Origin of the sequence: Thauera sp., assembly GCF_034003485.1 — a bacterium.
Lineage (GTDB): Bacteria > Pseudomonadota > Gammaproteobacteria > Burkholderiales > Rhodocyclaceae > Thauera.
This window is the reverse complement of sequence record NZ_JAVEYL010000018.1, coordinates 77900-90355: the sequence shown is the minus strand read 5'-3', so window position 1 is coordinate 90355 and position 12456 is coordinate 77900. Positions and strand designations below refer to the sequence as shown.

The 12456-nt window shown below is 65.4% G+C and carries 10 protein-coding genes; 3 read left to right on the top strand and 7 right to left on the bottom strand.

The genetic code is table 11. From position 1 onward, the window contains the following. Positions 1–875, top strand: an 875-nt coding sequence (locus RBT54_RS11870) for an EAL domain-containing protein (protein ID WP_320367274.1), incomplete at its 5' end; no start/stop codon positions are given. A gap of 41 nt (positions 876–916) precedes the next feature. Here the strand turns inward: RBT54_RS11870 and RBT54_RS11865 are convergent. The 5 genes from RBT54_RS11865 to RBT54_RS11845 form a co-directional block, all read right to left on the bottom strand. Beyond that, positions 917–1408, bottom strand: a complete 492-nt coding sequence (locus RBT54_RS11865) for a spore coat U domain-containing protein (RefSeq protein ID WP_320367273.1) — start codon at positions 1406–1408, stop codon at positions 917–919. A 2-nt stretch (positions 1409–1410) separates the two neighbouring features. Beyond that, positions 1411–3738 carry a fimbria/pilus outer membrane usher protein gene (locus tag RBT54_RS11860; protein ID WP_320367272.1) on the bottom strand — a complete coding sequence of 776 codons (2328 nt, stop codon included), beginning with the start codon at positions 3736–3738 and terminating at the stop codon, positions 1411–1413. A 20-nt stretch (positions 3739–3758) separates the two neighbouring features. Then, complete coding sequence (locus RBT54_RS11855; RefSeq protein ID WP_320367271.1) at positions 3759–4403, bottom strand: molecular chaperone; 645 nt, start codon at positions 4401–4403, stop codon at positions 3759–3761. A gap of 97 nt (positions 4404–4500) precedes the next feature. Then, positions 4501–5022 carry a spore coat U domain-containing protein gene (locus RBT54_RS11850; protein WP_320367270.1) on the bottom strand — a complete coding sequence of 174 codons (522 nt, stop codon included), beginning with the start codon at positions 5020–5022 and terminating at the stop codon, positions 4501–4503. A gap of 161 nt (positions 5023–5183) precedes the next feature. After that, the gene (locus RBT54_RS11845) at positions 5184–6104 is read right to left on the bottom strand and encodes a diguanylate cyclase domain-containing protein (protein ID WP_320367269.1); all 921 of its coding nucleotides are present in this window, start codon (positions 6102–6104) and stop codon (positions 5184–5186) included. A 260-nt stretch (positions 6105–6364) separates the two neighbouring features. Between RBT54_RS11845 and RBT54_RS11840 the strand changes: the two genes are divergently transcribed. Next, a complete protein-coding gene (locus RBT54_RS11840; RefSeq protein WP_320367268.1) occupies positions 6365–7021 on the top strand; it encodes a biliverdin-producing heme oxygenase in 657 nt (218 codons plus the stop codon). Beyond that, on the top strand, positions 7018–9075 hold the full coding sequence (locus RBT54_RS11835) for a diguanylate cyclase (RefSeq protein ID WP_320367267.1): 2058 nt from the start codon (positions 7018–7020) through the stop codon (positions 9073–9075). Before RBT54_RS11840 ends, RBT54_RS11835 begins: the two co-directional genes overlap by 4 nt. 27 nt (positions 9076–9102) lie before the next feature. Here the strand turns inward: RBT54_RS11835 and RBT54_RS11830 are convergent, their stop codons facing one another. Both RBT54_RS11830 and RBT54_RS11825 read right to left on the bottom strand, forming a co-directional pair. After that, positions 9103–11448: a catalase gene (locus RBT54_RS11830; protein WP_320367266.1), complete on the bottom strand. Its 2346-nt coding sequence runs from the start codon at positions 11446–11448 to the stop codon at positions 9103–9105. 82 nt (positions 11449–11530) lie between these two features. Next, entirely contained in the window at positions 11531–12271 is a 741-nt protein-coding gene (locus RBT54_RS11825) for an esterase/lipase family protein (protein WP_320367265.1), read from the bottom strand. Positions 12272–12456 lie beyond the last annotated feature (185 nt).

Here is a 12456-nt window from a genome sequence, read left to right as displayed (position 1 = left end):
TGGACGGCTGGCACAGCACGGCGCCAGAGGCCGCCGGCAAGGCCAGCCGGCGCTATGGCGCCGAGGAGGTCCGGCGCGCCATAGGCGGCGGCGAGCTGGTGAATCACTACCAGCCCATGGTGGACGTGGCGAGCGGTGCCCTCACCGGGGTTGAAACCCTGGTGCGTTGGCAACACCCTGACGACGGCCTGATATTCCCGGACGACTTCATCGGCGTGGCCGAGGAAAACGGCCTCATCGACGCGCTGACCCATGTCGTGCTCGTCGAGGCCCTCGCACAAACCCGGCGTTGGCTCGACCAGGGCCTGAAGCTGCGGGTGGCGGTCAATATCTCGATGCAGAACCTGACCCGGCTGGATTTCGCCGATCTTGTGCTGGCCGAAGTCGTCGGCGCCGGCGTGGCGTCGGAGAATCTGACTCTGGAGGTGACCGAGTCGCGCCTCATGACCGATGTCCTCGCGCCCCTGGACAACCTCACCCGCCTGCGGCTCAGGCACGTCGGCCTCTCCATCGACGACTTCGGCACTGGCCATTCCTCGCTGTCCCAACTGCGCGACATTCCCTTCGACGAGCTCAAGATCGATCGCAGCTTCGTCCATGGTGCCGGCGCGGACAGGACCCGGGGCGCCATTTTCACTGCCAGCCTCGAGATGGCCCGGCAACTGGGCATGAAGACCGTCGCCGAAGGGGTGGAAGACCGCGCGGACTGGGATTTTCTCGGCCTGCATGGCTGCGATCTGGCGCAGGGCTACTTCATCGCGCGACCCATGCCGGCCGACCAACTGGCGGGCTGGCGGGCTGACTGGGAAACCCGTCGTGCGAAGCTGGTAGGCGCGGGGCCAAAGCCCGCATCCGCATCGCCATCGATGTCGTAGCGGGCGGCCGATCCGCGTGTTGCCGGATCCGGCGACCGTTCTCAGTACGTGACGACGATGACGATGTGGTCGCTGTAGCTCCCTGCGTGGACGTTCTGACGGCTCGGAATGCGGCCGTAAACAGTATGCGTCGCGCCGGTGCCGCTGCCCGTGACGACGGCGCTGCCGCCCGTTCCGTCTCCCCAGATGGTGCTGTGCGAAGCCTCCCGATACAGGTTGTACGCAAGCTGGTGAGCGCCGCTGGCCATCCAGCGCGAAGCATGGGACCCGTTGCCCGAACTGATCGCGATCGAATAGGCCGCGTCCTCGTCGCAGCTCACGCTGACACTGCCTGCGCCATCTGAACTCACCTCGCTGAAGACGTCGTAACTGCCGAAGTTGACACCGGTGGCGCTGACGCTGCAGGTCACCGACCACGCCGACGCCGATGCGCCCAGCAGCACGGCTGCCAGGACCCACGTCGATGCCGCACTGCGGGGGGTTCGCCGCGCGGAGACCGTCGCCGGACCGGGGTGGGGGTGATCGAACGCCATGCTCATGGCCTCACCCCTGCGCACGTGTAGGTTCCCAGATGGGGCAACGGGTCGGTCGTTGGCGGGAAGGGCACGACAAGCTCGCAACGCTGGTCGCGCCAGCTGATGCGCAGGCGATTGCTTGCCGAGAGTCCGGTCACGTACACCTCGCCTTTCAAGCCGGCGGGGAATTCCTTCTCCTCCCCGGCGATGCGCACGAGCGCCCCTGAGGGCAGGGGGGCGCCGTTGTCGACGATCACCGTCAGCAGCGCGCCGCGCGAGCGCTTTACCGGGAGTCGCACCAGCACCCCGCTGCGCAGGTAGGGCACGGTGTCCTGCTCCAGCGCATCGACCTCCGCGTCCATCGGCAGGTCGGCCTGTTCGATCCGGAGGGTATTTTTCTGGTAGGGGCGCAGGCGCGGGACCAAGGCACTGCCGCGGGCGTCGGTGCGCGCCACCAGTTGGTTGTCGGCGTAAATGCGCACGCCGGCGTGATCCGGAACCTGCACGACGGCAAAGGCATCGCCGATCTGCCGGCTGGCAAACACATTGCCCCCCAGCACCGCTACGCTGCCGCGGGCGCCGGCGCGAAAGCCGCTCTCACCCTCGTTTCGGGCTGCCTGCAGGGTGTACAGGCCGACCGCGTTCTGCACGCTGAGGTCGGCGCCCAGGCGCTGCGATCTCGTCGCCTCGGTCGCGCCGGCGACGAGCCGATAGCCCGTTCCGTCGCCTGGCGGCAGATTGCGTTGCATCTGCACGACCGCCTGGCTGCCCTTCGGGTCGTGTGCGGCGCTGACGCTGGCGCTGCTCCGATCTCCCAGCACGTGGGTGAAATTCAGGCTGAACGAGGTCTGCCTGTCTCCGCTCAGCACGCGCAGTGCCGAGAAGTTGAGGAAGCTCAGCCTGCCGACCCGGATGCTGTAGCTCGCGTTCGCCAGCTCGACATCGTCCCGATCGCGGTAATCCTGGCGGGTGTAGCTCGCGCCCACCGAGCCGTAGCGGCCAGCGTTGGCGCCGACGAAGAACCGACTGACCTGACGCGGCGCCAGCTCGCCCGGTTGCAGCCCGAGCTGGTCAAAGCCCGGACTGGCGAGCTGGACGTTTCCCCCCAGATTGAACGATCGGCTCTGTCGCTCGAAGCCGAGCGCGACCAGCTCACCCGTGCCATGCTTGGCACGACTCGTGGCGACGGACGCACTGAACAGTCCGGCGGTGGGCAGCAGCCATGCGGCAGAAACACCTGCAGTCTGCTGCTCGCGCAGCAGCTCGGCCCGCAGCTCGGCGGTGAAGTCCTCGCTGAGGCCCGCGCGATGGGTGGCGACCGCGGCGAAGCGGCCATAATCATTGCTGTCGATGCCATAGTTGTTGCGCACGAAGCCCGCCTCGTAAGCGTACTCGTGCAGGCCCTGCTGCAGCAGACGCGGGCTGGCGTAGTAGGGCAAGGTGACCACCTGCTCGCGGCCCAGCAGGTCGCGCACCACCAGGCGCGCTTCGCCTTGTCCGCTCACGACCGGCAGATCGCGGATGGTGAACGGGCCGGCGGGCACGTCGCGGCGCAGGCGCAGCGTATTGTTGACGAAGAGATCGACCGTGGAAGGCAGCACGGCCTCTGCGCTCGCACTCGGCAGCGGGAACGTGACCAGCGCCGGCTGCGTCGCAAAGTTGGTCGCCCACTGTAATCCCCCGAAGCGCAGCGACCGCCCCCAGCTGCCCGCCGCGCTGATGGCATCGCCGATCCGAAGGCTCGCCAGCTGCGCCGGGCGATCCTGCGTCCAGGTCGTGTCGAGGCGGACGAAGGACGCGCCGGCGTCCGTGTCGCGCGCGAGCACGCTGCCGGTGCCGGTGCCCCATGCATTGAAGATGCCCATGTCAAACAAGCCCCCGGCGTGCGAGTCGCCGCTCGAGTGATCGAGCGACAGGTCGTAGGTGACAAAGCCGCCCGGCGCTGCCGGCGGCGGGCTGCTGAAGCCTGTGTGCCGTCCCGTCAGCGAGGTGGTCAGGAAGAGAGCCGCCGGCGCATCGACGGCCAGCGTCTGGCGCGACTCGTCCACCTGATAGCTCAGACCCTGAAACGCGTCGAGCAGATACCAGTCTTCGCCGCCGAGGCGCAGCGCCGCTTCACCTGGCAGGCGCAGGCGCCAGCGTTGCACGTCTTCGCCGCGCGCGAGCAGGCGCCCATCGCTGCGCCGACGCATCAACAGCACGGTCTCTTCCGGGCCCTGGCGGTTGATGCGCAGCGCCAGGAAGAGCTCGTCTGCGGCAACGGTCTCGACCTGGGCGTGATCCGCACTGTCGGCGGCTGTGACGAACGCCGCGCTCAGCAATCCGAGCAGCAGCAGCGCGACGCGCACGCGCGTGGCACAGGGGTCATTCAAGGCTGTTCTACAACGAGTTCCGCTTGAATGTCGCCGGCATCGGTCTGGGCGAAAAGGCGCAGCACGCTGCCCGGCGCCGGGGCCGGGCCGGCCTCCACCAACCAGTCGCGCGTCTGCCCGGGGAGCAGGTAGGCGGCGACCTGCACGGTGGGAAGCGGCTCCCGGCCGGGCGGAACGAGCCTGAAGTTGGCAACCTGGATGTGGGCATTGCCCTCGTTGCTCAAGGCAAGCTTGAGCGGGCCCTGTGGGGTGCGGCTCAGCTGCCAGCGCAGCACCGGCCTGGCCGCCGCGGCTGGCTGCACGAACACCGGCACCCCGATGCGCAGCGCCACCTGCAGCCCCTGGAAGTCCGGTTTCGGTGGGGGCGGCACCTCCTGCAAGTACAGCCGGTAGCTGAGCTCGCGCTGGGCGTCGGGCGCGCGGCGCAGCCCCACGCGGACGATCTGCGAGCCGCCCGGCGCCACGGTGAAGATCGGCGGCGTCGCGAGGATCTCGCGGGTGGGCGCGTAGACATCCTTGGCGTCCTGCTGCGACCAGCTCAGCACTTCCAGCTGCACCACGGTGGGCTCGGTGCCGTTGTTGCGCACCGTGAGCGCGCCCACCTGCTGGCTGGTGGACAGCGTCGCGCGCACCGGGCTCACGACAACGGTGCCCGCCTGTGCCGAAGCGCACACGAGCAGGCACCAGAAAAGGCAGGCGCGGCCTGCACGGGCGCGCCCTCCGGCTTTCAGGCGGGTGTCAGAAGTCGATGGTTGCTGTAATGGTGTCACTGTAAGCACCCACGATTGCGCCGGTCTGGCCGGCGGGAATCTGGCCGAAGACGGTAATTTCCTGCGCTTCGCCACTGCCTGTTCCGGCCGCGGTGGTCGTCCCGCCGATCAAGTCCCAGTTGGTGCCGCCCGATGCAACGGGTGACAGGGTGTAGTCGAGCAGGGCGATTGCATCGGTATGCGTCAATTTCCGCGTGGTCACCGTCGCGCCAGCGCTCGTACCGGCACTCCGTCCGATCGTATAGGGGCTGCCGTTGGTGCAGGTGGCGGTGAGGGTGCTGGTGCCGTCCACATTCCCGCCGAGCGCGTTGAAGTCGCCGAAGGCAAGGGGGCTTCCCGACACCGTGCATGACGCGGTGACGCTCGCCGTCACGGCGAATGCGCCGGTGCTTTGCGCGGCGTAGCTGTTGGCGCCGAAGGTGGCGGTGGCGAGGGTGATCGCGGCGATAAGCGCTGAGCTCAACGGGCGTAGTTGGAAGGTGTTTCTCATGATCGTTCCCTGGATGACAGTGGCTGTCTCTTGCCTCATCCGGTGCCTGCTCTTGTTACCGCAGCTTGAAAGGGATGGAGCTGACAATTCACATCCTAGGGGTGCGCAGCGACCTTCGATATCCGCAACAATACCTGCGCGGCAAAGGTCTTGAAGCGGTCTCACCGCTCGGCGGCGTTCGTCGCCGCGCTGCGCATCTCGATCACCATGCGCACCAGTTCCGGCAACGAGCCCGCGTCCATCTTGTCCATGATCTTCGCCCGATGGTTCTCGATCGTTCGGGGGCTGGTGCCGAGCATGTAGGCGATCATCTTGTTGGCGTTGCCGGCCACGAGTATCTGCATCACCTGGTGCTCGCGCGGCGTCAGGCTGGCGACCCCTTTTTCGATCCGGGCGCGGCGTCGCTCGCCATTCAGGCTCTGCAACTGCATGTCCGGCGCGTAGAACTGGCAGGTATTGCGCTGATGTTCCCGCCCATGGCACAGGGCAATGTCCGCCTTCTGCAGCAGCGCATCGACGCTGTCGGCATCGCCCGGGAACATCGCCACGCCGACTGTCGCGGTGACCGCGATCTCGCCATCTTCGAGATCCAGAGGCTGCGCGAGTCCCTCGAGCAGACGCTGCGTGGCAATGACGGCGTCCTCGGCTTTCGTGAGGTTCTCGATAATCACCGCGAATTCGTCCCCACCGATGCGGGCGACGGTGTCGCTTTTCCGCGTGCAGGCCTTGAGTCGCTCAGCCAGCTTCTTCAGGACAAGGTCGCCAACCCGTTGGCCATGGCTGACGTTCAACGCCTTGAAGTGATCGAGATTGAGCAGCATCAAACCAACAAGATGCTTGCTGCGGGTCGCGCGCGCCATCGCGCCGTTCAAGCGATCGAGAAACTGGCTGCGATTGGGTAACTCGGTCAGCAGATCGGTCTGGCCAAAATCGCCCAACCAGTATTCGATCTGTTCGCGCCTGGGCGCGTTACGTGCTGGACGCCCAATTACAGCGCCCACGCCGCCTGTGTGAGCCGTCGCTTCCTCGGGGATGACGGGCGCCGTGTCGCACTCGATCGGGAGCGGGGAAATTTGCTTCATCGTGCTTGCCTCCATTTGCCTGGGGCAATGAGCGAAGGCTTCACTGAGACGGCCAGATTACCTGCTCGGCGACAAAAGCCTCAACGCCCAGAATCCGGGAGGGTGAGACTGTGCCTCCGATCAGGCCTTGTCAAGTAACTGGATAATTCGTCTGCATCATGAAACTGGCAATGCATGCTACCGCACAGACAAGCTTGGAAATAAGTCGGAACGTGCACGACAAAACGACATGAAAGGGGGAGTCGGAGCCCACGCATCGCATGCCTGTTCCTGAAGATGGCTGCGCTGCACCGGCACAGGATTCATCTGAAGGCAATGTGAGGAGCTTGAAGTTGACGGTGACGACAGGAAATCTGCTCCTCGACCTGCGAGAAGGGACAAATGCCGACCACCGCCGGGTTGAAATGCATGCGCTGCTGCGTCCCCTGGTGTCGACCACGCTGTCGCTCGAGCAATATTCCCGGGTTATAGCGGCTTTCACGGGATTCCACGACGCCATCGAGCGCCGCTTGACGGAAATTTCGTCACGTATTGATTTTCCCGGCTATCGGTATCAGCCCCGTCTGCCGCTGTTGGTCGAGGATCGGGCAGCGCTTCCACCCTGCGCGGTAACCCCTTGCAAGACAGGGCCCGTTTTATCCCTCGAGGATGAACGGGTAGGCGTGCTCTACGTTCTGGAAGGGGCGACACAGGGCGGTCTCGTCATCGCGCCCTGCCTGAGCCTCAGGTTGGGGCTCGGCGAGAACGCCGGCGCCCGCTATTTCAACTTATATCGTCAGCGGAGCTGGCAACAATTTCGCACCATGCTTGCGCAGTGCCAGCAACATTACGATCCCCATCTTGCGGTGAGGGCGGCGCGAGCGACCTTTGATCACCTGCACGCCCATCTTGACCTTTGCCTGAGTTCAACGCCGTGAATGCCGCGATCAAGGATGACCTGGCGGAAGCCCTGGCCAATTGCGCCCGCGAACCCGTGCACGCGCCCGAAGCCATTCAGCCGGCAGGATGCCTTGTCTGCGTCGACAATGGGCTCCAGCGGGTGCTGCAGGTCAGTGCCAATATCAGCGAGATTCTGGGCGTCGCTCCGGAGCAAGCCTTCGACCTGTCGCCCGACGGGCTGCTTGGCCATCGCATGCTGGAGGAGTTGCGCAATCTTCGGGATGAAGCTGGAAATCTCCCCCTGACGTTGGAGGCCCAGGCACCGCGGGTAAGCACCCCTTCAGGTCGCCTGCAGGCAACGGTTTACCGAAGCGACTGTCGATGGGTCTTCGAGATCGAGCCCATTGTGCCCAGCTCAGGCCAGAGCCCCCTGGAGCTTCTCAATCGGTGGGTCAGGGTGCTTTCCCTCGCCCAAAGCCGTGACCAGCTTTTTTCGCGGCTGGTAGAGGCTGTCGAGCGTCTCGCGGGCTATGACCGGATCATGGTCTATCAGTTTGATGAGCAGTGGCATGGCACAGTCGTCAGTGAAGCGCGGCGGGATCCGATGGAAAGTTTTCTCGGTCACCGTTTTCCAGCAACGGATATTCCGCCCCAGGTACGCGCCCTCTACGGAACGAACCCTGTACGCAGCATTCCCGATGCCCAGGCGCCTGCGGTTTCCTTGATCAGCCACGAAGACAGAGGGTATGGCCGTGTGGACATGGGGCCGGGCTATCTGCGGGCGTCTTCGCCTGTCCATCTGCGCTATCTTGCCAACATGGGGGTGGGCGCGTCCCTGTCGGTGGCGATTCACGGCGAGGAGGGCTTATGGGGGCTGCTGGCCTGTCACCATGGCACACCGAAAGCGCTCTCGCCCGACATCCGGGATACGGTGCTTGCCCTGGTGCAGATGGCCAGTCAACGCCTGTTCCTGCTCGAAACCCGCGGCCAGATGCGCTACGTCAAGAGCGTGTTCGACAGTCGCCAGCTTGTCTCGCCCAGCCAGGGGCATCTGCTCACCACCGATGAGCTCATGCGGGAACATGGCCAGCATTGGCAGTCATTGTTCGACGCGTGCGGGCTGGCGCTCTTGTCCCGGCTCGGGGTGTCGCGCCTCGGCATTACGCCGCAGGAGACGGTGCTGGCGCACATTGCCAACTGCCTGAACGCTGCACACCATGAGAATGGTCCCTGGTTCTCTGACCAGCTGAGTGCAACGCCGTTGGTGGAGGCGGGCGAGCTCTCCGGCTGCGCCGGGCTGCTCGCCCTGCCACTGAATGTCGAGTCGCCGCCGGTCTGGTTCCTGGTGTTCCGGCAGGAGCAGGTCAGCATCAATCGCTGGGCGGGCAGGCCCGAGGACGTGCTCGCAGAGGAGAACGGGCACACCGTGCTCACTCCCCGTCATTCGTTCGCAACCTGGGTCGAAGAGGTGAGGGGGAAAAGCCGTCCGTGGCTTCCGATCGAGGTTCAGGCGGCTCAGGACCTGGCTGAAGACCTCGCAGTCGCAGTGTCGATCAACCACATCGCACACCTCAACGGCGAGCTCCAGGACGTCAACAGACGGCTGCAATCGCTGGCCCATACCGATTCGCTCACGGGGGTGTCGAATCGCTACCATCTGGAGAAGTCGATCGACGTGGAGATCAAGGCCGCGCAACGCTATCAGCGGCCGTGTTCCCTGCTGCTGTTCGATATCGACCATTTCAAGCAGTTCAACGACCAGCACGGCCACGAAGCGGGTGACCAGGTACTGAAAAAACTCGCTGCAACGGTGGCGGCCTGTTTGCGTGCGCCCGACCGCTTCGGCCGCTGGGGAGGAGAGGAGTTCGTGATACTCACCGGGATCGAGGCGGAGGGGGCCGTCCTCCTCGCCGAACGCATTCGCCGTCAGGTCGCGGCGCTCGATGTGGGCGAGCTCGGACGAGTGACGGTCAGTATCGGCGTTGCCGAGTACCGCTCAGGAGATGGCCGGGAACAGCTGGTGGCCCGCGCCGACCAGGCCATGTATCAGGCCAAGAAGGACGGGCGCAACCGGGTTGCGAGCGTGTTGTGAATGGAGCGCGACCGGAGCGCTCCGCGCTCAGACCCGCGGCGGATCGGTCTCGCGTTCCGGGTGACGGTGCTTGCCCACGGCCGCGATGAAGGCCGCCGCACCGTCACCGAGTGTATCGGCGCTCGCCAGCACGATGCCCGGGTCGGGCGCACCCGACGCCAGCGTGGTTGCAATGCCGGCCGTCTCGAGCAGGGTCTTCGAAGCGCCGAGGGCGAGGAGGGTCTTGCCGTGGCGATACTGGTTGGTGACGAACTCCTGCGTCTGTCCGTATCCGGCCAGCAGCGTGACCCCGTCGTCGCCATCGGGCAGCACGAGCGCGTCGAACACGACCGGCGGTGAATTTTCCAGCGTAGCGGTCGCCTCCATCGGCGTGCCGTCGGCGGTTGCAACCGCACCGAGGCGGGGCGCGATCAGGCACACGACGGCGCCTGCAGCGGTGAGCGCCGACTGAACGTCCATGATGGACGCCCCGTCCACGCCGTCGGCGACCAGGATCGCCACCTTGCGGCTGCGGATGCCGCCATCGCCGGGCCGCACCGTCAGTGACAGTGCGGGCGACTTGGTGACTTCGGGGCGCACGGATTTCGCCAGGGCCGTCGGCATGGCTGCGGGCACTTTCATGCCCAGTCCGTCGGCGATCTTCGCAGCCATGTCGGCGGACACGTTCACCAGCGAGGCCAGCATGCGTTCGCGGATGGCCGGGACGGTGAGCTTGCTCAGCTCGAAGCGGAAGCCACCGACGATGTGCGCCTTCTCGACCTCGGTCTGGCTCTCGTAGAACAGGGTGGCCTGGCTGTAATGGTCGGCAAATTTCTCCGGCTTGCCGCGCAGCTTGTCGCCTTCGATCGGCTCCGGAAAGGACACGAAACCCGCCGCACCGGCCTGGAAGGGGCACCCGCCACCGAGCGAATTGGGCTCGTAGGCGACCCGACCACGGGGAATGGCCTGGCGGTGCAAACCGTCGCGCTGGTTGTTGTGGACCGGCGCCAGCGGTGCGTTGATCGGGATCTCGTGGAAGTTGGCCCCGCCCAGCCGGGTGATCTGGGTGTCCACGTACGAATGGATGCGCCCAGCCAGCAGCGGATCGTTGCTGAAGTCGATGCCGGGCACCACATGGGCGGTACAGAAGGCGACCTGCTCGGTCTCGGCGAAGAAGTTGTCGGGGTTGCGGTTGAGCACCATGCGCCCGACCGGTGTCACCGGCACCAGCTCCTCGGGGATCAGCTTGGTGGCGTCGAGCACATCGAAGCTGAAGGCTTCGGCCTGGGCCTCGGTGAAGATCTGCAGGCCGAGCTCCCATTCCGGGTATTCGCCGGCTTCGATGGCGTCCCACAGGTCGCGGCGGTGGAAGTCGGAATCGGCGCCGGCGATCTTGACCGCCTCGTCCCAGACCAGCGAATGGGTGCCGAGCTTGGGCGTCCAGTGGAACTTGACGAAATGCGACTCGCCCGCGGCATTGACCAGGCGGAAGGTGTGCACGCCAAAGCCCTGCATCATCCGGTAGCTGCGCGGAATGCCGCGGTCGGACATCGCCCACATCAGCGTGTGCGTGGTCTCGGGCATCAGCGAGGCAAAGTCCCAGAAGGTGTCGTGCGCCGACGCGGCCTGCGGCATCCCGTGATGTGGTTCGGGTTTGACGGCGTGCACCAGGTCCGGGAACTTCATCGCGTCCTGGATGAAGAAGACCGGGATGTTGTTGCCCACCAGATCCCAGTTGCCCTCGTCGGTGTAGAACTTGACCGCGAAACCGCGCACGTCGCGTGCGGTATCGACCGAGCCGCGTTCGCCGGCGACGGTGGAAAAGCGCACGAAGACCGGCGTGATCTTGCCCGCCTCCTGGAAGGGGGCCGCACGGGTGAGCTCGGTCAGCGGCTGGTAGGCCTCGAAAAAGCCATGTGCTGCCGAACCGCGCGCATGAACGATGCGCTCGGGAATGCGTTCGTGGTCGAAGTGGGTGATCTTTTCGCGCAGGATGAAGTCTTCGAGCAAGGTCGGTCCGCGCAGGCCGGCCTTGAGCGAATTCTGGTTGTCGCCGACGGCGACGCCCTGATTGGTCGTCAACACCTGGCCAGTGGCGTCGGTGCGGGCCCGGTCGAGCGAGGCATCACCGCCGCCCGTCTTGGCAGAGACATTGGATTCGCTGAGCGTGCTGGCGGACGCCAGGTCGGAGGTCGGCTCCTGCGTCTGCCCGGCCGACGGCGTGATCGCATTCGCACGCCCGAACTCATTGCTCTTGTTGGTGTTGTGCGGCATTGCGCGCGCAAGTGCGTCGACGGCGGCGGCTTGTTGCGCACGCACAGCGGCGGAATCGAGATCGGTTGCCGGAGCGGGATGCTTGTTCGCAGCCATCGATTTGGGATCAGACTTTTTCATGGGGCCATCCTGAGTGATTGCTCGCAGTGACCAAGTGATGGCTGCAAGCAGCGTGAAGGAGAGTCAAGCGCACTGGTGTGGGTCAGGTCGCGCCGACGTAGGGGCGCCAAGGGCCAGCACGCTGGCCCAGGCGGTCGGCGACGATGTTCAATACCTCGCGGTTCCAGCCCATGCCCATATGGCTACCGTCGACCTCGATGTCCTGGACGAGCCTGGAACGTTTGTCGTGTCGGCAGGTTTCCCATGCGACCACGCCATCAGACCGGCTGTAGATGGACGTCGTACGAATGGGCGGTGGGGTGCGCAGGCGCTGGATCCAGGTGGGATCAATGCTTGACGCACCGCCGCCGAGGACGGTGGATAACCAGCTCGCGCTGTTGTCGTCAGCGCTGCCATTGAACGGCGTGGCGATCGTGATCACTTGCCGCAGCCTGGGGGCAAGCAACTTGCCAAGCTCGCGTGCGTACAGGCCACCAAGGCTCCAGCCGATGAGCGTCGCTGGTTTTGCATGTTTCGCGAGTTGTGCGGAGATCTGATCGGCAAGGCCTTCGAGCCACGCGTCGAGGTTGCCCCGAGGGCCGGTGTTGAATCCTTGCCCCCAGTCGAATGCCTCGTAGCCAAGGTCCTGGCAGTGGGCGCGCAGAATCGACACCGACATACCATCGGCGCCGAGGCCCGGAAAAATGATGACGGGATGCCCGTCGCCGGGCGCGGCCTTGTGTGGCGTTGCAAACTGGTGAAGGGCAAACTCCATCAGGGCGCGAAAAGGTTCCAGCATTGTCAGGGAGGGGTCTCGGGCGGCTATTGCGCTATTTGTATTCATGATTTTCCAGTGGTAGTGCGATGAAACGGCCGCCGTAGAACGCCCCTTGAACCGAACGCCGCGTTTCACGGCGTGAGGACTGGCGAATAGGGTCCTGGGTGTCGTGACGAACTCGATGCCGTCCGCTAACGGGTGAGGCTTTGACCTCCCGTGTCGGCGGACGGCGGTTCACCAGGGCCCTGGCG